Source organism: Streptomyces sp. NPDC093221, from assembly GCF_044753885.1.
GTDB lineage: Bacteria > Actinomycetota > Actinomycetes > Streptomycetales > Streptomycetaceae > Actinacidiphila.
The window spans coordinates 1,071,024-1,093,081 of record NZ_JBIVOA010000003.1 but is presented as its reverse complement, the minus strand read 5'-3'; the positions used below and the strand labels follow the sequence as shown (position 1 = coordinate 1,093,081).

Genomic DNA, 22,058 nt, shown 5'->3' with positions numbered 1-22,058 from the left:
TCACCCTAGGGCGTCTCAGTCCAGGTCGCGCAGCCGGAAGCGCTGGAGCTTGCCGGTGGGCGTACGGGGGAGCGCGGGCACGAAACGGATCTCGCGCGGCGCCTTGTACGGCACGATCACACTCTTGGCGAAGTCCCGCAGCGCGCCCGCCGCCCGGTCCCCGCCGTCCACGCCCTCGTGCAGGACGACGAACGCCCGGACGATCTGCCCGCGCTCCTCGTCCGGCACCCCGATCACCGCCGCCTCCCGCACGTCCGGGTGCCGCAGCAGCGCCTCCTCGACCTCGGGCCCCGCGATGTTGTACCCGGCCGAGATGATCATGTCATCGGCGCGCGCCACGTAGCGGAAGTAGCCGTCGGCGTCCCGGACGTAGGTGTCGCCGGTCAGATTCCAGCCGTCGCGCACGTACTCCGTCTGGCGTTCGTCGGCCAGATACCGGCAGCCGGTCGGTCCGCGCACGGCCAGCAGCCCCGGCTCGCCGTCCGGCACCGGCCGCAGGCGCTCGTCCACGATCCGCGCGGTGTAGCCGGGCACCGGCAGCCCGGTCGCGCCGGGCCGGGCCGCGTCGTCGGCGGCGGAGATGAAGATGTGCAGCAGCTCCGTCGCCCCGATCCCGTTGATCAGCCGCAGTCCGGTCCGCTCGTGCCAGCCCATCCAGGTCGCGGCGGGCAGATTCTCCCCGGCGGACACGCAGCGGCGCAGCGACGAGACGTCGTACGACGGCAGGTCGCCGAGCATCGCGCGGTACGCGGTCGGCGCGGTGAACAGCACGCTGACCCGGTGCTTCTCGACCGCCGCCAGCAGCTCCTCCGGTCCGGCCCGCTCCAGCAGCAGCGAGGACGCGCCCGCGCGCAGCGGGAAGACCACCAGGCCGCCGAGTCCGAAGGTGAAGCCCAGCGGCGGGCTGCCGGTGAAGACGTCCTCGGGCACCGGGCGCAGCACCCGCGCGGAGAAGGTGTCCGCTATGGCCAGCACATCGCGGTGGAAGTGCATGCAGCCCTTGGGGTGCCCGGTCGTGCCCGAGGTGAAGGCGATCAGCGCCACGTCGTCCGCCGAGGTCGGCACCGCCTCGTACGTCTCGGCGCGCCCCTCGGCCAGCCGCAGCAGATCGTCGTCGCCGGTACCGCCGTACGGGGTGATGCGCAGCCCCGGCACGCGCGCCGCCGTCAGCTCCTCCAGATACGCGGCGTCGCACAGCGCGTGCGAGACGCGGGCGATCCGGCCCACCTCCGCCAGCTCGTGCGCGCGCTGCGCGGCCAGGACGGTGACGGCCACCGCGCCCGCCTCCAGCACGGCGAGCCAGCAGGCGACCAGCCAGGGGGTGGTCGGGCCGCGCAGCAGCACGCGGTTGCCGGGGACGACGCCCAGCTCGTCGGTGAGGACGTGCGCGATCCTGGCGGTCGTCGCGCGCAGCTCGGCGTATGTCCACTCCGAGCCGTCGGGCAGCCGGAGGCAGGGGGCGTCGGGGCGTCCGGTGGCGAGGAGTTCGGCGGCGCAGTTGAGCCGATCGGGGTAGCGGAGACCGCCGTCGGCTCCGGGGCCTTCACCGAGGGCGTCGCGGTCGTCGCCGTCGTCGCCGTCGAGGCAGTCGAGGCGCGGCCACTGGTCGGACGGCGGAAGGTGATCGCGCGCGAAGGTGTCCACATGGGCTGACGGCAGCAGGTCCATGGCGACAGTGCCCCTCGACGAGTAAGCATCCAGCGGACGATTTCAGCGTAACGTGTTGATGACGGCAGTCAACAGGACGCGATAAAGCTGGGAGGCGGGGCGATGGAGGACGGGGTTTCCCGCGGTGCGGATTCCGACGGTCCTGCGGCCGGGGAAGGAGCCGTGGGCCGCGCCGGTGGAGGCGGTGGCACCGGTCGAGGCGGTGGCATCGGTGGGGGCGGCGGCGCCGGTGGCACCCGTGTGGCGTTCACCCTCGACCCGGCACGGGCGGCCTGGGCGGACCGGATCAGGGCGCTCGCGGCGGAACGCCTGAAACCGCTGGCCGAGGCCGGTGAGCCGGGCCGCGTCAACCGGCCGCTGCTGGCCGAACTCGGCGCCCTCGGACTCCTGGCCCGCGTGCTGCCGGGAGACGGCGCCCCGGTCTCCGCCCTCGATCTCTGTGTACTGCGGGAATCGCTGGCGCGCGAGTGCACCGAGGCCGAGACCGCTCTCGCCCTCCAGGGCCTGGGCGCCCACCCGCTGCTCACCGCGCCCGCCGTCGCCGCGCGCTGGCTGCCCGAGGTGACCTCGGGCCGGGCCGTCGCCGCCTTCGCGCTCACCGAGCCGGGCGCGGGCTCCGACGCGGCGGCGCTGTCCCTGGCCGCCGAGCCGGACGGCGCGGGCCGCTGGCGGCTGACCGGCGAGAAGTGCTGGATCTCCAACGCGCCCGAGGCCGACATCCTCACCGTCTTCGCCCGGACGGCCCCCGGGCCGGGCCCCGGCGGCAGCGGCGCGCGCGGTGTCACCGCCTTCGCCGTCCCCGCCGACCGCCCCGGCCTGACCGGCGAACACCTCGACATGCTCTCGCCGCACCCCATCGGACGGCTGGTCTTCGACGGCGTCCCGGTCGGCGCCGACGACCTCCTCGGCGTGCCCGACCACGGCTTCCGTACCGCCATGGCCACCCTCGACCTCTTCCGGCCCAGCGTCGGCGCCTTCGCGGTCGGCATGGCCCAGGCCGCACTCGACGCGGCCGTCGCGCACGCGGGTGAACGCACCGCGTTCGGCGGCCCGTTGAAGGACCTCCAGGCCGTCGCGCACCCGCTCGCCGAGATGGCCACCCGCACCGAGGCCGCCCGGCTGCTGGTCCACGCGGCGGCCACCGCGTACGACACCGGCGCCGCCGACCTGACCGCCCGCGCGGCGATGGCCAAGCTCTACGCCACCGAGACCGCGCAGTACGTGGTCGACGCCGCCCTCCAGATCCACGGCGCCCGCGCACTGCGCCGCGGCCACTTGCTCGAACACCTCTACCGCGAGGTGCGCGCCCCGCGGATCTACGAGGGTGCCACCGAGGTCCAACGGACCATCATCGCCAGGGAGTTGTACCGATGAGCCTGCGCCGTATCAACCCCGCCGAACTCTCGCCGCCCACCGGCTTCTCGCACGCCGTCACCGCCACCGGCCGCAGCCTGGTGATGCTCGCGGGCCAGACCGCGCTGGACTCCTCCGGCGCGGTCGTCGGCGACGGCCTGCCCGCCCAGTTCGAGCGCGCTCTCGCCAATCTGCTGACCGCCCTGCGCGCGGCGGGCGGCACCCCGGCCGATCTCGCCCGGCTCACCGTGCACACCACCGACGTCGCCGCGTATCGCGCGTGCGCCGCCGAACTGGGCCGGATCTGGCGGGAGTCGGCGGGCCGGGACTATCCGGCGATGGCGGTGATCGGGGTGGTCGGACTCTGGGACGAACAGGCCCTGGTGGAACTGGACGGCATCGCGGTGCTGCCGTAACGCCCTTCCTCGCGTAACCCCCTTCCGCGCGTAACGCCCTGCCTGGGCTGCGCACTTGGCGGCACTACGCGTCCACGCCGGTCCGATAGCTGTCGCGCGTCCACGCGCGGGCCCGGTCGGTGAGGGTGAAGCCGAGGCCGGGGCGGTCGGACAGATGCATACGGCCGTCCCGGATCTCCAGCCGCTCGTTGAACAGCGGTTCGAGCCACTCGAAGTGCTCGACCCACGGCTCGTGCGGGTAGGCGGCGGCCAGGTGGAGATGGATCTCCATGGCGAAGTGCGGGGCGAGTTGCAGCCGGTGGTGGTCGGCCAGCGCGGCCAGCTTGAGGAACTGCGTGATCCCGCCGACGCGCGGCGCGTCGGGCTGGATGATGTCGCAGGCCCGCGCGTCGATCAGCGCCACGTGCTCCGCGACACTGGCCAGCATCTCCCCGGTGGCGATCGGCGTGTCCAGCGCGGCGGCCAGCGCGGCGTGCCCCTCCGCGTCGTACGCGTCCAGCGGCTCCTCGATCCAGGTGAGCCCGAACGACTCCAGCGCCCGCCCCAGCCGCGCCGCCGTCGGCCGGTCCCACTGCTGGTTGGCGTCCACCATCAGCGGTACGCCGTCGCCGAGATGGGCCCGTACCGCTGCGAGCCGCTTGAGGTCCTCGGCGCTGTCCGGCTGCCCCGCCTTGATCTTGACGCCGCCGATGCCGCGCTCCAGCGAGGCCGTCGCGTTCTCCATCACCTGCTCGACGGGCGTGTGCAGAAAGCCGCCGGAGGTGTTGTAGCACCGCACCGAATCCCGGTGCGCGCCCAGCAGTTTGGCCAGCGGCAGCCCCGCCCGCTTCGCCTTCAGATCCCACAGTGCGATGTCGAACGCGGCGATCGCCTGCGTGGCCAGGCCACTTCGGCCCACCGAGGCGCCCGCCCACACCAGCTTCCCCCACAGCCGCCCGATGTCGTTGGGGTCCTCGCCCACCAACTCCCCGGCCACCTCCCGCGCGTGCGCGAACTGCCCAGGACCGCCGGCCCGCTTGGAGTAACCGAACCCGATCCCCTCGTGCCCGTCCTCCGTCCCGATCTCCGCGAAGAGCAGCGCGACCTCCGTCATCGCCTTCTGCACCCCCGTCAGCACCTTGGCGTCGCTCACCGGCACCGCCAGCGGCAGATAGACGGACGACAATCTGACCGACCGGATCCGGTCACCGGCGGGCGGTATCGACACCACGGAAATCCTCCCGATCACATATCTAAATGCCAAGCGCATCCCTGAACGAGCCCAGCATACGACCAGCCGCCGCACCCCGCACCGACCCGCTCAACAGCAGGTCAGACGGGGTGCGGTGGCATCCGTGTGTCAGATGTCGCGGAAGATCTCGATCTGGGCGCCGATGGAGTTGAGGCGCTCGGCGAGGTCTTCGTATCCGCGGTTGATGACGTAGACGTTGCGGAGGACGGAGGTGCCTTCGGCGGCCATCATGGCGAGCAGGACGACGACGGCGGGGCGCAGGGCCGGGGGGCACATCATCTCGGCGGCGCGCCAGCGGGTGGGGCCCTCGACCAGGACGCGGTGCGGGTCGAGGAGCTTGACGGCCGCGCCGAGGCGGGTCAGCTCGGTGAGGTAGATGGCGCGGTTGTCGTAGACCCAGTCGTGGATGAGGGTCGAGCCCTGGGCGGTGGCGGCGATGGCCGCGAAGAAGGGGACGTTGTCGATGTTGAGCCCGGGGAACGGCATCGGGTGGATCTTGTCGATGGGGGAGCGCAGCTTGGACGGGCGGACGGTGAGGTCCACCAGCCGGGTGCGGCCGTTGTCGGCGCGGTACTCGGGAGTCAGCTCGTGATCGAGCCCCATCTCCTCCAGCACGGCCAGCTCGATCTCCATGAACTCGATCGGCACCCGCCGGATCGTCAGCTCCGACTCGGTGACGACGGCCGCGGCCAGCAGGCTCATCGCCTCGACCGGGTCCTCGGACGGCGCGTAGTCCACGTCGCGGTCGATCGAGGAGACGCCGTGCACGGTGAGCGTCGTCGTACCGATGCCGTCGACGCGGACGCCCAGCTCCTCCAGGAAGAAGCAGAGGTCCTGGACCATGTAGTTGGAGCTGGCGTTGCGGATGACGGTGACGCCGTCGTGCCGGGCGGCGGCCAGCAGCGCGTTCTCGGTCACCGTGTCGCCGCGCTCGGTCAGCACGATCGGCCGGGTCGGGGTGACGCTCCGGTCGACCTCCGCGTGGTACGTGCCGTCCGTCGCGGTGATGTCCAGGCCGAAGTGGCGCAGCGCGTTCATGTGCGGCTGGACCGTACGGGTGCCGAGGTCGCAGCCGCCCGCGTACGGGATGCGGAAGCGGTCGGTGCGGTGCAGCAGCGGCCCGAGGAACATGATCACACTGCGGGTGCGCCGCGCGGCCTCGGTGTCCATCGAGTCCAGGTCGAGGCTGGCGGGCGGCACGATCTCCAGGTCGTTGCCGTCGTTGATCCAGCGGGCGCGGACGCCGATGCTGCCCAGCACCTCCAGGATCCGGTAGACCTCCTCGATCCTGGCCACCCGGCGCAGCGTGGTGCGCCCGGCGTTCAGCAGGGTCGCGCACAGCAGGGCCACGCAGGCGTTCTTGCTCGTCTTGACGTCTATGGCGCCGGACAGGCGACGCCCGCCGACCACCCGCAGATGCATGGGGCCCGCGTAGCCGAGGGAGACGATCTCGCTGTCCAGCGCCTCGCCGATGCGGGCGATCATCTCAAGACTGATGTTCTGGTTGCCGCGCTCGATACGGTTGACTGCGCTCTGGCTGGTCCCGAGAGCCTCGGCGAGCTGGGACTGTGTCCAGCCTCTGTGCTGCCTGGCGTCCCGGATGAGCCTGCCGATACGTACGAGGTAGTCGTCGGTCATATCGCCGAGGCTATCTCACATATGAGATGCGGCAACCGCAGATCGGCCGTCCGTGACGGACCCCACTCCCGCCGCGTGCCATCCGGCGTACGCCAGCGCGTGCCGCCCGTGCCCGCACCCGCGACCGCCATCACCGTACTCGCGGGTCACGGCCGCGCAACCCGGAGCACTGTCCGGCGCACCATCCGACCGCGGAACCCGGTCCCGCAACCCGACCGCGCGGCCCCGGCCCCCGCGACCCGATGCGCACGCCCCGGCCACGCGCCGCCGCGGGCGTACGGCACACTTCCGATCATGCTCACGCGCATACGTTCCCCACGGCCCACGCGGCCCCGGCCCGCGCACCGCGCGGCCGGTGCGGGACTGGCCGTCGCCGTACTCGCCCTGGCCGGAGCGCTCGCCGGGTGCGGCGGCGGCGCGGGCCCCTCGCGGGACCAGCCGAAGCTGCCCTTCGGCTGGTCGCCGAGCGGACCCTCCCGGACACCCCCGACCTGGGCGGAGACGACGGGCGCCGCGGCCACGCGGGGTACCGGATCGCCCTCGGCCGGCTCGACGTTCGCCCTCACGGCGCCGCCGGCGCGCGCGGGTGCGACCGCGGTGACGCCCGGCGTGAGCGGGAACGCGCGCACGTGCCCGACCCCCGGACACCCGTATCGCGTGTGCGGCCACTACACGCTGGTCCGGCCGACGATCGACCCGTCCGCGCCATGCGTCGACAGCGACCAGGGGGTCCACGGCGGCACGACGTATGTGTGCGTCTACGGCTCCTGGGTGGAGCTGCCGAAGGTCCCGACACCGGCCACGCCGACGTAGCGCGGCCACTGCCCGCTACCGCCCGTGCGGTACGAAGATCCGCTCGTCGTCGGCCGCGGCCCGCGGCGCCGGAATCCGGCGGCGCGCCACCCACCGCGGCGTACGCGGCAGGACCACGGCCAGCAGGCAGCACACCGCCATGCCGAGCAGCCCGGTGACGACGCCGAGCTTCGTGGCCAGGGAGACCTGCGGCAGGACGAACACGGCGATGTCGAGGCCGAAGGACGCGGCGCTCACCACCGTCAGCGCCGCCGCGACACGGTTCAGCCGGGCGTCCAGCGCCTCCGCGCGCTGCGAGGACGCGGCCAGCAGGGAGTTGCTGACGTAACCGAGGAGCTTGTCGGCGCGCTCCTGGGTGTCGTCGAGCCCGATCACCTGGCGCGCGGAGAGATAACTGGCCCGGTGCGCCTGCGTCGACTCGATCCGGTAGCCGTCGAGATGGTGGAAGTCGGCCCACAGACCGTCGAGGAACCGCCGGAAGGCGTGCACATCGGTGGTCTCGGGGTGGCCGTGCGCCAGGTCGGCCAGCACCCACCGCCCGGCGACGAGCGCGCCCACCAGCAGCGACTGCTGCGCCACCGCGATGTCCGTGGGCTCGGTCATGGTCAGCAGATCGTGCAGCGGCGTCGCCGGATCGCGGTCCCAGGCGTAGGTGTACGGCAGCAGGATCCGGCAGTCGGGGCCCGATATCAGCGCGGGGACCCGTGCGTCGGCCGCCCACGGCGGGTCCCGCGTCACGAAGTGGCAGTTGTAGCGCGCCGATTGACGGTCGATCGGCGAACCCGCCCCGGTCAGCGCGAGATCGGGCCGCAGTGCGATCCCCTGGACTAGACCACTGGCGACGGCCGCGGCCAGCACCGCCGTCAGGATCGGCGCGTCCGCCTCCCGCAGCGCCTGGTTGACGGTCGCGTCGAGCGCGTCGAGGTCGTGCAGCGCCATCCGCCGCAGATCGGCCTCGTGCCGCAGCGCGTAGACCACCAGCACTGTGCCCGCGGTCAGGATGCGCGCGTGGCAGGCCACGATCTCCGTGCCCGGCAGGCTGATCGCCGGTCCGACCATGCCGGTCAGGTCCATCTCGATGGTGGTGTCCGGGTTGTACGCCAGCGACCGCAGGCCCCCGACCACCGGCCGTAACTCGCCGTGGCCCGGCACCGCGACCAGCTCCAACGAGCTGACGGGGGAGCGGTGGTGCAGCGGATACGCCCGGCTCTGGAGATGCAGCACCTCGCTCGCGCCGAAGCTCATACTGCCGCTCGTGCCGCTTCTCGCGCCGCCGCTCATGCCGCCGCGCCCGCGCGGCCGGTGCCGGAGCCGGGGGTCCAGGAGACCGCCACGTACTCCGGGATCAGGTCGGACTCGCTCACCGACACGCCGCCCAGATAACGGCGTTGCAGATCCTCGGGGCCCCGGTCCTCGATCGCCGTGCCCAGCAGCGACTCCAGCTCGTCGTGCGTGAGATGGCTCGCGTCCGCGGGCACCGACCTGCGCAGGAACCAGTCGCGCTGCTCGGCCAGGACGCGGCAGCCCGCCGCCGCCGCGGGCCAGTAGCTGACCGCGGTCACCGCCGTCGTACCGAAACCGGCGCCCAGCGTCACCACCGACCGTGCCGCGTCCCCCGGCAGATAGAAGACGACGCCCTCCGCGACGTACGCGACCGGCCGACCGGCCGCCAACTCGCGTGCGGCGGAGGTCACTTCGGCGCGGCCCTGCGCGCTGTTCAGATCGGCCGCGAGATGCCGCACCTCACGCTCCGGCGCGACACCGGACGCCGTCAGCTCCGCCGCCCGCCGCCGCTTGGCCGCCGCCATCTCCGGCAGGTCCACCTCCAGCGCCGCGGGGAACGGCAACAGCCAGGGATACGAGGAGAAACCGGCCCCGCACACCACGAGCACCGTGTCCGGGTCGGCGCGCAGCGCCCGCGCGAGGGTGTCGGCGATGTAGCGTCCGCGCAGCGACACCACCAGGTCGTCGTGCGGGTACACCTCGTCGGCGAACTCCCGCCACAAATCCCTCACCGCGGGCCGGTCACCGTCCGGAATCCACGCGCCCGCCAGAGGATCCTCGGCGAGGTCGGGCTTGCGCGCCCGCGACTCGTTGACCAGATACGCGGTCAGTTCGACCCCACCGTGCTGCATGACCCGTCGACCCCCGAGTGTGTGACGTTGCGTCACCCACCTTGGTATCACGTCCCGTTGCCGTTGTGGATCTTCCCGTCGGCCGCACGACGGGTCCCGCGGGTCAGGTCCGCAGTCGCGCCAACTCCGCTTCCCTGGCGTCGATGTACGGTCCGAGGTCGGTCACGGTCGCCAACCGGACCTGTCCGATGGGCACGTGGTGCCCGACGACGGTGACCATGACGGATTCCGCGTCAGCGTCCGCGTCGGCGTCCGTACCGGCATCCGTCACCGCCTCGATCCGCGCCGCCCACCACGTCCCTTCCGTCAGCACATCGGCCGCCCGCGGCGCACCGTCCACGACGACCTCCGCCCGCGACATACGGCCCGCCCCGGCCTCTCGCGCCGAAGGGTCCTCGTCCGCCCGCGGGTACCCGTCCCGCTCCAGCCGCAGCGACTCGGCCAGGCTTACCGGCTCGGCGTCACGCACCGCGCTGGTCACCCAGACCCCCGCCTCGTCCTGCCCCAGCCGTCCGTGCCGCACGGTGATCCGCTGCCATACGTCGTCTCTTCTGTGGCCTTCGGCGAACCACGCCGGTTCCGGCGCGGGACCGGTCACCGCGCACACCCGGAAAGGCGGTGCCCCGCGCAGCGCGGCCATCCGCCGCGCCGCCTCGGCCAGGACCGCCGCGACCCTCGCGCCCTCGTCCTCCGTCGCATACCGCATGAGGAGATTGTCCCGGCACCCGTCAAGCGGGCACACCCCCGCGCGAGGCCCGCGCCCCGTCCCGCGTCCGACCCGCCGCACGGCACACCCGTCGGTCACGCCGTCGGTCACGCCCGTCCACCCGCCCGTCCGACCCGGCGCGCGCCACGCCGCCGTCCCCGGGCGGGCCGGGCATGACCCAGCGGCGGTCATGTACTAGAGTTATCTCGACATCGAGATATCTGCTGAGGCGTACGACGACCGCACCGCACGAGGTAAGGGTTACCTAACCAGAGCCCACCTTAGCGGACCGGCCGGCGGGCATGTCACCGACATGCGGCCGGGCCGGGGGACCGCGGTGGTACGCGCGCAATGACGCAAGACGACGCATGAAGGAGACTGTCGTGTCGGCGAACAGCTTCGACGCCCGCAGCACGCTGCGCGTGGGCGACGAGTCGTACGAGATCTTCCGGCTGGACAAGGTGGCGGGCGCGGCCCGGCTGCCGTACAGCCTGAAGGTGCTGCTGGAGAACCTGCTGCGTACCGAGGACGGCGCGAACATCACCGCCGACCACATCCGGGCGCTGGGCGGCTGGGACTCCCAGGCCCAGCCGAGCCAGGAGATCCAGTTCACGCCGGCCCGCGTGATCATGCAGGACTTCACGGGTGTGCCCTGCGTCGTGGACCTGGCCACCATGCGCGAGGCCGTCAAGGAGCTCGGCGGCGACGCCGCCCGGATCAACCCCCTCGCCCCGGCCGAGCTGGTCATCGACCACTCGGTGATCGCCGACCGCTTCGGCACCGCCGACTCCTTCGCGCAGAACGTGGAGCTGGAGTACGGCCGCAACAAGGAGCGCTACCAGTTCCTGCGCTGGGGCCAGACCGCGTTCGACGAGTTCAAGGTCGTCCCGCCCGGCACCGGCATCGTTCACCAGGTGAACATCGAGCACCTGGCCCGTACCGTCATGGTCCGCGGCGGCCAGGCGTACCCGGACACCCTGGTCGGCACCGACTCGCACACCACCATGGTCAACGGCCTCGGCGTGCTCGGCTGGGGCGTCGGCGGCATCGAGGCCGAGGCCGCGATGCTCGGCCAGCCGGTGTCCATGCTGATCCCGCGGGTCGTCGGCTTCAAGCTGACCGGCGAGCTGCCCACCGGCACCACCGCCACCGACCTGGTGCTGACCATCACCGAGATGCTGCGCAAGCACGGCGTGGTCGGCAAGTTCGTGGAGTTCTACGGCGAGGGCGTCGGCGCCACGTCGCTGGCCAACCGCGCCACCATCGGCAACATGTCGCCGGAGTTCGGCTCCACCGCGGCGATCTTCCCGATCGACGAGGAGACGCTGAAGTACCTGCGGCTGACCGGCCGGGACGCGCAGCAGGTCGCGCTGGTCGAGGCGTACGCCAAGGAGCAGGGCCTGTGGCTGGACCCGGCCGCCGAGCCGGACTTCTCCGAGAAGCTGGAGCTGGACCTCGCCACCGTCGTCCCGTCGATCGCCGGGCCCAAGCGCCCGCAGGACCGTATCGTCCTGGCGAACGCCTCCCAGCAGTTCGCCCGCGACGTGCGCAACTACGTGACCGACGACGAGGAGGCGGGCAAGGAGTCCTTCCCGGCCTCCGACTCCCCGGCCACCCACAACGGCGTGCCGACCAAGCCGACCGTGGTGACCGCCCCCGACGGCAGCACGTACGAGATCGACCACGGCGCCGTCACCGTCGCCGCGATCACCTCGTGCACCAACACCTCCAACCCGTACGTGATGGTCGCCGCCGCCCTGGTCGCCAAGAAGGCGGTCGAGCGCGGTCTGACCCGCAAGCCGTGGGTGAAGACGACGCTGGCGCCCGGCTCCAAGGTCGTCACGGACTACTTCGACAAGGCGGGCCTGACCCCGTACCTGGACAAGCTCGGCTTCAACCTGGTCGGTTACGGCTGCACCACCTGCATCGGCAACTCGGGCCCGCTGCCCGAGGAGGTCTCCAAGGCGGTCAACGAGGCGGACCTCGCGGTCGCCGCGGTGCTCTCGGGCAACCGCAACTTCGAGGGCCGGATCAACCCGGACGTCAAGATGAACTACCTGGCGTCGCCGCCGCTGGTCGTCGCGTACGCCATCGCGGGCTCGATGAAGGTGAACATCACCGAGGACGTCCTCGGCACCGACACCGACGGCAAGCCGGTCCGCCTCCAGGACATCTGGCCGACCGAGGCCGAGGTCAACGACGTGGTCGCGTCCGCGATCGGCCAGGACATGTTCAACGAGTCCTACCGCGACGTCTTCGCGGGCGACGCGCAGTGGCAGGCGCTGTCGATCCCGACCGGCGACACCTTCGAATGGGACCCGCAGTCCACCTACGTCCGCAAGCCCCCGTACTTCGAGGGCATGACGATGGAGACCACCCCGGTCACCGACATCGAGGGCGCCCGCGTCCTGGCCAAGCTCGGCGACTCGGTCACCACCGACCACATCTCCCCGGCCGGCGCGATCAAGGCCGACACCCCGGCGGGCAAGTACCTCACCGGACACGGCGTCGACCGCCGCGACTTCAACAGCTACGGCTCGCGCCGCGGCAACCACGAGGTCATGATCCGCGGCACCTTCGCCAACATCCGGCTGCGCAACCAGATCGCGCCGGGCACCGAGGGCGGCTACACCCGCGACTTCACCCAGGCGGACGGCCCGGTCGCCTTCATCTACGACGCCTCGCGCAACTACATCGAGCAGGGCGTGCCGCTGGTCGTCCTGGCGGGCAAGGAGTACGGCTCCGGCTCGTCCCGCGACTGGGCGGCCAAGGGCACCGCGCTGCTCGGCGTCAAGGCGGTCGTCGCGGAGTCCTACGAGCGCATCCACCGCTCCAACCTGATCGGCATGGGCGTGCTGCCGCTCCAGTACCCCGAGGGCGCCTCCGCGGCCTCCCTGGGGCTCACGGGCGAGGAGACGTTCGCCATCTCCGGCGTGACCGAGCTGAACGACGGCACGACCCCGCGCACGGTGAAGGTCACCACCGACACCGGCGTGGAGTTCGACGCCGTTGTCCGGATCGACACCCCCGGAGAGGCCGACTACTACCGCAACGGCGGCATCATGCAGTACGTGTTGCGGTCGCTGATCCGCAAGTAACGATCAAGTGACGTTCCGCTACGGCGGATACGCAGAAGAAACCGCAGGCGGGCCGCGCTCCTCTCAGGGGAGTGCGGCCCGTCCGCTTATGTCCGTACATGCAGACCGGCTCGGCCCGGTTCGGTCTTCACTACTTGAACGCACTTCCGTGACAGTCGTGTTGACTAGTGAATACAAGATCCGGCGCGCTCGGGATCGGTGAGACATCCCACGTTTCGCGGAGGTCTCAACTCGGGAAAGCTTGCCGCCCAAACCATCATTCGATCTTGCCCTGCCGACTGCAAGTGGACTATACCTGTCGGCGTCCAAGGAACCCGCTCACAGCGGGGCGGGGCGGGGGGGAACGTCGGGCAGAAACACCCGGCGGCCTACGGTGACGTACCCCTCCTCGATGGATGCACGGCATCACTCAAGCTTCAACTGTTCGCGGTCGTCGGCGGATTCCGCTGCACCGCATGAGTCCTGATGAGAGCGAGGACTTGAGCATGGGATCCGAAATGAACCGCCGGGATCTGGTCAAGCGTTCCGCGGCGCTTGGCCTCGTAGCCATTCCGTCGGCCGGTCTGCTGAGCGCCTGCGCGTCCAGCGGCGGTGACAGCAGTAGCGACAAGCCCACCAAGAGCGCGACTGCGGCCTCGAAGGACAACCCCTTCGGCGTGAACGACTCCACGGCCCTCGACATCGTCATCTTCGACGGTGGTTACGGCCACGACTACGCCACCGCGCTCGGCAAGCTGTACGAGTCCAAGCACCCGGGCTCCAAGTCCAGCGTCCTGCCCACGCAGGACATCGCCGGCAAGCTCCAGCCGCGCTTCAACGCCGGCAGCCCGCCGGACGTCATCGACGACTCGGGCGCCCAGCAGATCAAGCTGGACGTCCTGCAGAAGAGCGGTCAGCTCGCGGACCTCACCCCGCTGCTCGACGCGCCCTACATCGACGACCCGAGCAAGAAGATCCGCGACGTGCTCCAGCCCGGCACGATCGAGACCGGCACGCTCGACGGCAAGATGTACTCGCTGAGCTACATCTACACCGTGTTCGGCCTGTGGTACTCCGGCAAGCTGTTCAAGGACAAGGGCTGGACCGAGCCCAAGACGTGGGCCGACTTCATCTCCCTTTCCGCGGAGATCAAGAAGGAGAAGATCGCGCCCTTCTGTCACCAGGGCAAGTACCCGTACTACATCAACGTCGCGATCATGGACCTCATCGCCAAGAACGGCGGCCTGGAGCTCCAGAAGCGCATCGACACGATGGACCCGACGGCCTGGGACGACCCGGCCGTCAAGGCGGGCATCGAGGCGGTCTACGAGATCGTGGACAAGAACTACCTGCTGCCCGGCACCAACGGTCTGACCCACATCGAGTCGCAGACCGCGTGGAACCAGTACAAGGCCGCCTTCATCCCGTGCGGCTCCTGGCTGGAGAACGAGCAGATGAAGGCCACCCCGAGCGACTTCGACATGAAGTTCATGCCGATGCCGTCGCTCACGGGCGACAAGCTGCCCTTCGAGGCGATCCGGGCGGGCGCGGGCGAGCCGTTCATCGTCCCGGAGAAGGCCAAGAACAAGGCCGGCGGCCTGGAGTTCCTGCGCATGATGCTGACGAAGGAGGGCTCCGGCAAGTTCGCCGCCGCCGCCAACTCCCTCACCGTCCTCAAGGACGGCGTCGGCTCCGACGTCCAGCTCCGTCCGGGTACCGCGTCGACCGTGACCGCGCTGAGCGCTGCCGGTGCGAACACGTTCAACTACAACTACCCGAACACCAACAGCGAGTTCGATGTCGCCCTGCAGAACCTGAGCGGTGAGCTGATGGCCAAGCGCCTCACCCCCGCCCAGTGGATCTCGAAGGCCAAGGCGCTCGCGGCCAAGGCCAAGAAGGCCTGACCCAGCGACGTCGTGCGGTGCGGGGGCCGGAATCCGTCCGGCCCCCGCACCGGCATAGCCCCTCGATCAGGAGCAGGATCCATGCAGCATCGCAAATACCCCTTCATTGTGGGCTTCCTCATCGTCCCGATCGTCCTGTATGTGACGTTCGTGATCTGGCCGTATCTTCAGACGATCGGCTACTCGCTCACGGACTGGAAGGGCGAGTCCCAGACCTTCAACTTCGTGGGCCTGGACAACTACACGACCCTGTTCCACGACTCCGTCTTCAGGACCGCGTTGTGGCACAACATCCTGCTGCTGATCTTCCTGCCGGTGATCACCATCCTGCTGGCGCTGTTCTTCGCCTTCATGGTGAACGTGGGCGGTCGCAGCACGGCGGGCGGTGTCCAGGGCGTCCGCGGCGCCGGGATCTACAAGGTCGTCTACTTCTTCCCGCAGGTCCTGTCGGTCGCGATCCTGATCGTGCTGTTCGGCGCGGTCTACCGCAGTGACTCGGCCGGTCTGCTCAACGGCGTCCTGGTGAAGCTGCACCTGGAGGACGCCAACAACCCCATCGAGTGGCTGAACGACCCCAACCTCGTGCTCTGGTGCCTGCTGGCGATCCAGGTCTGGGCGGGCGTCGGCTTCTACCTCGTGCTGTTCTCCGCGGCGATGCAGTCCATCCCCAAGGACATCTACGAGGCCGCGCTGCTCGACGGCGCGGGCCGCTCGCAGACCTTCTTCAAGGTCACCCTCCCGCTGCTGTGGGACAGCGTGCAGACCTCGTGGGTGTACATCTCGATCTTCGCGATGGACTTCTTCGCCCTGGTCTCCGGACTGACCCCCGGAACCGGCTACGGCGGTGGTCCCGACCACCACAGCGAGGTCATGGCGACCTACCTGATGCGCAACTTCCTGTCCTTCGGCAAGAGCGGTTACGCCTGCGCACAGGGCGTGATCATCATGCTGGTGACCTTGATCGTTTCCGCTGTCACGCTGCGGGTCTCCCGCCGTGACCGCATCGAGTTCTGAGCGGGGAAGCACCATGACCTCACCCATCACCGAGGCGCAGTCCGGCGGACTGCTGGGCCAGGTACCCGCTCAGGGCGGGCCCGGCAAGAAGCGCAAGGGCAAGGGAGCGGAGGAGGCCGGCTACGACGGAGCCGGCGGCCGGGTGCTCAACGTCTTCTCGCACGGCTTCCTTGCGGTCTGGGCGATCATGATCATCCTGCCACTGGCATGGATCATCCTCAGCTCGTTCAAGAACAACAGCGAGATCGGCTCCAGCGCGTGGTCCTGGCCCTCGCACTTCACCTTCGGCGCGTTCAGCCGCGCCTGGGACAAGGGCATCGGCGACTTCTTCCTGAACACCGTGATCGTGATGGTGTTCTCGGTGCCGCTGACCATGCTCTTCGGCTCGATGGTCGCCTACGTGCTGGCCCGGTACGAGTTCCCCGGCAACAGGTTCATCTACTTCCTGTTCGTCGGCGGCGCGATGTTCCCGTACTTCCTCGCGCTGGTCCCGCTGTTCTTCATGGTGAAGAACCTCGGCATGCTGAACACGTACCAGGGTCTGATCCTGGTGTACGTCGCCTACTCGCTGCCGTTCACGACCTTCTTCATGCACTCGTTCTTCAAGACGCTGCCAACGGCCATCCATGAGGCGGCGGTGCTCGACGGCGCCTCGCACACCCGGACGTTCTTCCAGGTGATGGTGCCGATGGCCAAGCCCGGTCTGCTGAGCGTCGGCATCTTCAACGTGCTCGGGCAGTGGAATCAGTACATCCTGCCGGTCACGCTGATGCAGCCGCAGACCAGCACCGACAAGGACCACTCCATGCTGGCCCAGGGCCTGGTGAACCTCGCGCTGTCGCAGGGGTACTCGGGCGACTACCCGGCGCTGTTCGCCGGCATGGTGATCGCGATGCTGCCGGTGCTGGTGGTGTACCTGTCCTTCCAGCGCCAGGTCCAGGCCGGACTCACCGCGGGCACCCTGAAGTAGCCCACGGCGGCGCCCCCGAGCGCCGTTGAGCAGGCCGTACGCCGCGAGGAGCGGCTCCGCGAGGGCGCGGAGCCGCTCCTCGGCGTTGGCGACCGATTCGCATAACGGTGTGGCTCTCCCCCTTGACGGGACATCACCCCAAACACTCAACTTAGAGTTCACATGTTGTAGACGACGGGGTCTCACCGATGTGGCAGGTACGACATCGGTCCGGGTCCCCGTCCGTGCGGGCAGCCGGGACGCTCCGGCTGCCGGGCAGGAGTGGATGTCGTGGTCGAGACTCCGGGATCGCAGTCGTCGCTGCACCGGGCCAACCTGGAACGCGTCGTGCGTGCCGTACGGCTGGCCGGGTCACTCACCCAGGCGGAGATCGCGCGCAGCACCGGCCTGTCGGCCGCGACGGTCTCCAACATCGTCCGCGAACTGCGGGACAACGGCACGGTGCAGGTGACGTCGACCTCCTCGGGTGGTCGGCGGGCCCGCAGCGTGGCGCTGTCCGGTGACGCCGGCATCGTCGTAGGAGTCGATTTCGGCCATTCGCATCTCCGGGTCGCGGTCGGCAATCTGGCCCATCAGGTGCTGGCCGAGCAGTCCGAGCCGATCGACGTGGACGCCTCCGCCTCCCAGGGCTTCGACCGCGCCGAGCAACTCGTCGCGCGGCTGGTGGAGTCCACCGGGATCAACCCCGACAAGGTGCTCGGGGTGGGTCTGGGCGTGCCGGGGCCGATCGACGTGGAGTCCGGGACGCTCGGTTCGACCGCGATCCTGCCCGGCTGGAGCGGTATCAACCCCCGCCAGGAGCTGACCGACCGGCTCGGTGTGCCGGTCCAGGTGGACAACGACGCGAATCTGGGCGCACTGGGCGAGTTGGTCTGGGGCGGCGGCCGGGGCGTGAAGGACCTGGCGTACATCAAGGTCGCCAGCGGCGTCGGCGCGGGCCTGGTGATCGACGGCAGGATCTACCGCGGACCGGGGGGCACGGCGGGTGAAATCGGCCACATCACCCTCGACGAGTCGGGTCCGGTGTGCCGGTGCGGCAACCGCGGCTGCCTGGAGACCTTCACCGCCGCGCGCTATGTGCTCGAACTCCTGCGCGGCAGCCACGGAGATGGCCTAACGGTCCCGAAGATGGTGCAGCTCGCACGCGAGGGCGACCCCGGCTGCCGTCGCGTGATCGGGGACGTGGGCCGCCACATAGGCATGGGCGTGGCCAGTCTGTGCAACCTCTTGAACCCCAGCAGGGTCGTGCTGGGCGGGGACTTGGCCGAGGCGGGGGAGCTGGTGCTCGGCCCGATAAGGGAGTCCGTGTCGCGGTACGCGATCCCCAGTGCCGCCCAACGGCTGTCCGTGGTGCCCGGGTCGCTGGGTGCCCGTGCGGAGGTTTTGGGGGCACTTGCCCTGGTGCTGAGTGAGATGGGTGATTCTACACTGTTGGATGGTAATACTCCGGTTGATACACCCGCCTTTTCGGCATAACTGAGCGTTCACACAGCTAACGAAACGGGTCGTTGCCATCTCGTTAAGTGTTTACTTCTTGACGGCATGGCGTCAGCCGGAGTTGACTCACGAGCACCTCGGCCGCGGTGTTGCGGCCCTGTCAGGGAGGCAACCTCACATGAACGCAATGACGCGTCGAATCGCCGTCGGGACGGTCGCTGTTTCGATCGCGCTCACGATGGCCGCTTGTGGCAAGGCGGGCGACAAGTCGTCCGACAGCAGCAAGGACAAGACCATCGGCCTGCTGCTCCCGGAGAACGCGACCACCCGGTACGAGAAGTTCGACCGGCCCCTGATCGAGGCGAAGGTCAAGGAGCTGTGCTCCGACTGCAAGGTCGACTACGCCAACGCCGCCGGTGACCCCGCCAAGCAGGCGCAGCAGGTCAGCAGCATGATCGCCAAGGGCGTCAAGGTTCTCATCCTGGACGCGCAGGACTCGGTCGGCATCCAGTCCTCGGTCCAGGCCGCGGTCGACAAGGGCATCAAGGTCGTCGCGTACGACCGCCTCGCGCAGGGCCCGGTCTCGGCCTACGTCTCCTACGACAACGAGAAGATCGGCGAGCTCCAGGGCCAGGCGCTGCTCAACGCCATGGGCGCCGACGCCAAGCCGACCTCGAAGATCGTCATGATCGACGGCGACCCGGCCGACCCGAACGCCGCCTCCTTCAAGGCCGGCGCCCACAAGATCCTCGACGGCAAGGTGAACATCGCCTACGAGCAGTCGGGTCTGTGGAAGGACACCGTCGCCAACCAGAAGGTCACCGCGGCGATCACCCAGCTCGGCAAGGCCAACATCAAGGGCGTCTACTCGGCCAACGACGGCATGGCCGGCGGTATCGCCACCGCCCTCAAGGGCGCCGGCATCAACCCGCCGCTGACCGGCCAGGACGCCGAACTGCCCGGCATCCAGCGGATCCTCGCGGGCACCCAGGCCGCGACGATCTACAAGGCGTACCAGCCGGAGGCCGACGCCACCGCCCAGATCGCGGTCGCGCTGCTCGAGGGCAAGGACTTCAAGGACGTCGCCGACACCACCGCCAAGAGCGGCTCGGGCCAGACGGTCCCCGCCCACCTCATCGGCGCCGTCGCGGTGACCAAGGAGAACATCAAGGACACGGTCATCAAGGACAAGCTGTACACCGTGGCCCAGATCTGCACCGCTGAGTTCGCCCAGGCGTGCAAGGACGCGGGCATCCAGTAGTACCCAGGGCCTCGGCCCGCCCCCGAAAGACCTGTCCGGTGCCCCGCCCCCACCATTCCACCCCGCTGCCGGGGCGGGGCACCGGACGGAAACGCTTCCGGGGTAGAGCGTTCGGGGAAGGGGTATGAGCCCGTTCCCCGTTGACTGATGTCATCCCAGTGCTTTATTGCACGTCCCCCGCGGCTGTCCCCCCAGTACGCGGCATCCCCGCCGGTCAGGCGGCGAAGGAGATGGTTCACGTGTCCGCTACGCCCGTGCTGGCGTTGCGCGGAGTCTCCAAGCGATTCGGTGCGGTTCAGGCCCTCACCGATGTCGAGTTGGAGGTCCACGCCGGAGAGGTTGTCGCCCTGGTGGGCGACAACGGAGCCGGTAAGTCCACACTGGTCAAGACGATCGCCGGTGTGCACCCCATCGACGAAGGCGTCATCGAATGGGAGGGCAAGGCGGTCAGCATCAACCGGCCGCAGGACGCCCAGAGCCTCGGCATCGCCACCACGTACCAGGACCTCGCGCTCTGCGACAACCTCGACGTGGTCGGCAACCTCTATCTCGGACGGGAGATCCTCCGGGTCGGAGTGCTCGACGAGGTCACGATGGAAAGGCGTGCGCGCGAGCTGCTCAACACGCTGTCCATCCGGATCCCCAGCGTGCGGATCCCGATCGCCAGCCTCTCCGGCGGTCAGCGGCAGGTCGTGGCCATCGCCCGCGCCCTGATCGGCGAGCCCAAGGTCGTCATCCTCGACGAGCCCACCGCCGCCCTCGGCGTCGAGCAGACCGCCCAGGTCCTCGACCTGGTCGAGCGGCTGCGCGAGCGCGGCCTCGGCGTGATTCTGATCAGCCACAACATGGCTGACGTGACGGCGGTCGCGGACACCGTCCACGTGCTGCGCCTGGGCAGGAACAACGGGTCCTTCCCGGTCAAGGGCACCACGAACGAGCAGATCATCGCGGCCATCACCGGAGCCACGGACAACGCCGTGACCCGCCGTCAGTCGCGCAATGTGGAGGCGGCGAAGTGAGCGACAAGACCACCCTGTCGAAGGCCGACGAGGAGCCGCCGGCCGCTCCGGTCGACGAAATGGCCCCGGCCGCGGTCGAGGTCATCGACCCCCGGCTGCTGGTCCGCCAAGAGGGCTTCAAGGGCTACATCACCGAGTTCAAGCGCAAGCTCAAGGGCGGTGAACTGGGCTCGCTGCCCGTCATCGTCGGCCTGATCATCATCTGGACCGTGTTCCAGCTGAAGGACAGCCTGTTCCTCAGCTCGACCAACATGGTCAACATCAGCTACTTCCTGGCCGCCACCGGCATGATCGCGGTCGGCCTGGTCTTCGTGCTGCTGCTCGGTGAGATCGACCTGTCGGTCGCCTCGGTCAGCGGTCTGTCGGCCGCGATCTTCGCGATCTTCTCCACCACACACGGCATGAACATGTGGCTGGCGATGATCCTCACGGTCCTCACCGGCATCGGCATCGGCGCGATCCACGGCTTCTTCTTCGCCAAGATCGGCGTCCCCGCCTTCGTGGTCACCCTCGCGGGCAACCTCGGCTGGAACGGCCTGATGCTGTGGCTGCTCGGCTCCACCGGCTCGCTGTCCATCCAGGACAAGGGCCCGATGCACATCCTGGGCCAGCGCTCCTTCTTCATGGACCAGGACATCGCCGGCGCCTACATCCTGGCGACCGTCGGTGTCGTCGCGCTGCTCGCCGGTTCGCTGATCGAGCAGACCCGCCGCCGCAAGGCGGGCGTCCCGTTCCGCCCCACCAGCGAGATCGCGCTGCGCACCGTCGCCCTGGCCGTCGTGGCCTACGTGGCCGCGTACGTGCTCAACAAGTCCGCCGGTGTGCCGAACGCCCTGGTGATCTTCCTGGTCGCCCTGGTGATCTGCGACTTCGTCCTTCGCCGCACGCCCTTCGGCCGCAAGGTCTTCGCGGTCGGCGGCAGCATCGAGGCCGCCCGCCGCGCCGGTATCAACGTGGCGTTGATCCGGATCGCGGTCTTCGCGATCTCCGGCGGCTTCGCCGCCATCGGCGGTCTCTTCCTGGCCGCCCAGACCTACACCGCGACGCTCGCCGCCGGTACCGGCAACCTGCTGATGCTGGCGATCGCCGCCGCGGTCATCGGCGGCACCAGCCTCTTCGGCGGTCGCGGCAACGTCTGGTCGGCGCTGCTCGGCATGCTGGTCATCCAGTCCATCCAGACCGGACTCGACCTGCTCAACATGAACACCTCGATCCAGTACATGATCACCGGCGCCGTTCTGCTCGCCGCCGTGGTCATCGACTCGGTCTCGCGCCGTACGCAGAAGACCTCCGGCCGCGCGTAGCGGCACCGCGTACGACGGCGGCGCGCGTAACGGCTCGTAACAACGCGGGCGGACACGCGCACCGCGGCAGCACCTCGAACCGCCGGGCGGACCTGGAAATCCAGGTCCGCCC

General features: G+C 69.8%; 17 protein-coding genes. 11 read left to right on the top strand and 6 right to left on the bottom strand.

The window, feature by feature from the left end:
* Positions 1–15: 15 nt before the first annotated feature.
* The gene (locus ACIQCJ_RS16605) at positions 16–1,668 is read right to left on the bottom strand and encodes an AMP-binding protein (protein ID WP_402711703.1); all 1,653 of its coding nucleotides are present in this window, start codon (positions 1,666–1,668) and stop codon (positions 16–18) included.
* Positions 1,669–1,908: 240 nt separating this feature from the next.
* On the opposite strand from ACIQCJ_RS16605, the gene ACIQCJ_RS16600 reads away from it, so the two are divergent.
* Both ACIQCJ_RS16600 and ACIQCJ_RS16595 read left to right on the top strand, forming a co-directional pair.
* The gene (locus tag ACIQCJ_RS16600) at positions 1,909–3,042 is read left to right on the top strand and encodes an acyl-CoA dehydrogenase family protein (RefSeq protein ID WP_391119932.1); all 1,134 of its coding nucleotides are present in this window, start codon (positions 1,909–1,911) and stop codon (positions 3,040–3,042) included.
* Positions 3,039–3,437, top strand: a complete 399-nt coding sequence (locus ACIQCJ_RS16595; RefSeq protein WP_401312122.1) for a RidA family protein — start codon at positions 3,039–3,041, stop codon at positions 3,435–3,437. Before ACIQCJ_RS16600 ends, ACIQCJ_RS16595 begins: the two co-directional genes overlap by 4 nt.
* Positions 3,438–3,501: 64 nt before the next feature.
* On the opposite strand, the gene ACIQCJ_RS16590 is transcribed toward ACIQCJ_RS16595, so the two are convergent.
* Entirely contained in the window at positions 3,502–4,644 is a 1,143-nt protein-coding gene (locus ACIQCJ_RS16590; protein ID WP_402711702.1) for a mandelate racemase/muconate lactonizing enzyme family protein, read from the bottom strand.
* A gap of 132 nt (positions 4,645–4,776) precedes the next feature.
* Positions 4,777–6,306 (bottom strand): UDP-N-acetylglucosamine 1-carboxyvinyltransferase, encoded by a 1,530-nt coding sequence (locus ACIQCJ_RS16585; protein WP_355338602.1) that lies wholly within the window; start codon positions 6,304–6,306, stop codon positions 4,777–4,779.
* Positions 6,307–6,600: 294 nt separating this feature from the next.
* Here ACIQCJ_RS16585 and ACIQCJ_RS16580 point away from each other — a divergent pair, with 294 nt between their 5' ends.
* On the top strand, positions 6,601–7,119 hold the full coding sequence (locus ACIQCJ_RS16580; RefSeq protein ID WP_402711701.1) for a hypothetical protein: 519 nt from the start codon (positions 6,601–6,603) through the stop codon (positions 7,117–7,119).
* 15 nt (positions 7,120–7,134) lie between these two features.
* Here ACIQCJ_RS16580 and ACIQCJ_RS16575 read toward each other — a convergent pair whose 3' ends face one another.
* From ACIQCJ_RS16575 to ACIQCJ_RS16565, 3 genes are all read right to left on the bottom strand, one after another.
* Positions 7,135–8,364, bottom strand: coding sequence for a hypothetical protein (locus ACIQCJ_RS16575; RefSeq protein ID WP_402711700.1), 1,230 nt, complete (start codon positions 8,362–8,364; stop codon positions 7,135–7,137).
* Positions 8,365–8,396: 32 nt separating this feature from the next.
* Entirely contained in the window at positions 8,397–9,254 is an 858-nt protein-coding gene (locus ACIQCJ_RS16570; RefSeq protein ID WP_402711699.1) for a class I SAM-dependent methyltransferase, read from the bottom strand.
* A gap of 103 nt (positions 9,255–9,357) precedes the next feature.
* Complete coding sequence (locus ACIQCJ_RS16565) at positions 9,358–9,960, bottom strand: hypothetical protein (RefSeq protein ID WP_402711698.1); 603 nt, start codon at positions 9,958–9,960, stop codon at positions 9,358–9,360.
* A gap of 383 nt (positions 9,961–10,343) precedes the next feature.
* Here ACIQCJ_RS16565 and acnA point away from each other — a divergent pair, with 383 nt between their 5' ends.
* The 8 genes from acnA (at position 10,344) to ACIQCJ_RS16525 (ending at position 21,946) form a co-directional block, all read left to right on the top strand.
* Positions 10,344–13,058: an aconitate hydratase AcnA gene (gene acnA, locus ACIQCJ_RS16560; RefSeq protein ID WP_355338617.1), complete on the top strand. Its 2,715-nt coding sequence runs from the start codon at positions 10,344–10,346 to the stop codon at positions 13,056–13,058.
* 485 nt (positions 13,059–13,543) lie between these two features.
* The gene (gene ngcE / locus ACIQCJ_RS16555; RefSeq protein WP_355338620.1) at positions 13,544–14,941 is read left to right on the top strand and encodes an N-acetylglucosamine/diacetylchitobiose ABC transporter substrate-binding protein; all 1,398 of its coding nucleotides are present in this window, start codon (positions 13,544–13,546) and stop codon (positions 14,939–14,941) included.
* Positions 14,942–15,022: 81 nt separating this feature from the next.
* Entirely contained in the window at positions 15,023–15,955 is a 933-nt protein-coding gene (locus ACIQCJ_RS16550; protein ID WP_355338623.1) for a sugar ABC transporter permease, read from the top strand.
* Positions 15,956–15,968: 13 nt separating this feature from the next.
* On the top strand, positions 15,969–16,925 hold the full coding sequence (locus ACIQCJ_RS16545; RefSeq protein WP_355338626.1) for a carbohydrate ABC transporter permease: 957 nt from the start codon (positions 15,969–15,971) through the stop codon (positions 16,923–16,925).
* Positions 16,926–17,186: 261 nt separating this feature from the next.
* Positions 17,187–18,401, top strand: a complete 1,215-nt coding sequence (locus ACIQCJ_RS16540) for an ROK family transcriptional regulator (protein WP_355338629.1) — start codon at positions 17,187–17,189, stop codon at positions 18,399–18,401.
* A gap of 139 nt (positions 18,402–18,540) precedes the next feature.
* Positions 18,541–19,623, top strand: a complete 1,083-nt coding sequence (locus tag ACIQCJ_RS16535; protein WP_355338632.1) for a substrate-binding domain-containing protein — start codon at positions 18,541–18,543, stop codon at positions 19,621–19,623.
* A gap of 230 nt (positions 19,624–19,853) precedes the next feature.
* Positions 19,854–20,642, top strand: coding sequence for an ATP-binding cassette domain-containing protein (locus ACIQCJ_RS16530; RefSeq protein ID WP_188282659.1), 789 nt, complete (start codon positions 19,854–19,856; stop codon positions 20,640–20,642).
* Positions 20,639–21,946, top strand: a complete 1,308-nt coding sequence (locus ACIQCJ_RS16525; RefSeq protein ID WP_355338636.1) for an ABC transporter permease subunit — start codon at positions 20,639–20,641, stop codon at positions 21,944–21,946. The genes ACIQCJ_RS16530 and ACIQCJ_RS16525 overlap by 4 nt, the downstream gene beginning before the upstream one ends.
* Positions 21,947–22,058: the final 112 nt, after the last annotated feature.

Coding starts and splice junctions, on each gene's coding strand:
- ACIQCJ_RS16605 (WP_402711703.1), bottom strand. CDS start 1,668: ATGGACCTGCTGCCGTCAGCCCATGTGGACACCTTCGCGCGCGATCAC.
- ACIQCJ_RS16595 (WP_401312122.1), top strand. CDS start 3,039: ATGAGCCTGCGCCGTATCAACCCCGCCGAACTCTCGCCGCCCACCGGC.
- ACIQCJ_RS16585 (WP_355338602.1), bottom strand. CDS start 6,306: ATGACCGACGACTACCTCGTACGTATCGGCAGGCTCATCCGGGACGCC.
- ACIQCJ_RS16580 (WP_402711701.1), top strand. CDS start 6,601: ATGCTCACGCGCATACGTTCCCCACGGCCCACGCGGCCCCGGCCCGCG.
- ACIQCJ_RS16575 (WP_402711700.1), bottom strand. CDS start 8,364: ATGAGCTTCGGCGCGAGCGAGGTGCTGCATCTCCAGAGCCGGGCGTAT.
- ACIQCJ_RS16570 (WP_402711699.1), bottom strand. CDS start 9,254: ATGCAGCACGGTGGGGTCGAACTGACCGCGTATCTGGTCAACGAGTCG.
- ACIQCJ_RS16565 (WP_402711698.1), bottom strand. CDS start 9,960: ATGCGGTATGCGACGGAGGACGAGGGCGCGAGGGTCGCGGCGGTCCTG.
- ngcE (WP_355338620.1), top strand. CDS start 13,544: ATGGGATCCGAAATGAACCGCCGGGATCTGGTCAAGCGTTCCGCGGCG.
- ACIQCJ_RS16550 (WP_355338623.1), top strand. CDS start 15,023: ATGCAGCATCGCAAATACCCCTTCATTGTGGGCTTCCTCATCGTCCCG.
- ACIQCJ_RS16545 (WP_355338626.1), top strand. CDS start 15,969: ATGACCTCACCCATCACCGAGGCGCAGTCCGGCGGACTGCTGGGCCAG.
- ACIQCJ_RS16535 (WP_355338632.1), top strand. CDS start 18,541: ATGAACGCAATGACGCGTCGAATCGCCGTCGGGACGGTCGCTGTTTCG.
- ACIQCJ_RS16530 (WP_188282659.1), top strand. CDS start 19,854: ATGGTTCACGTGTCCGCTACGCCCGTGCTGGCGTTGCGCGGAGTCTCC.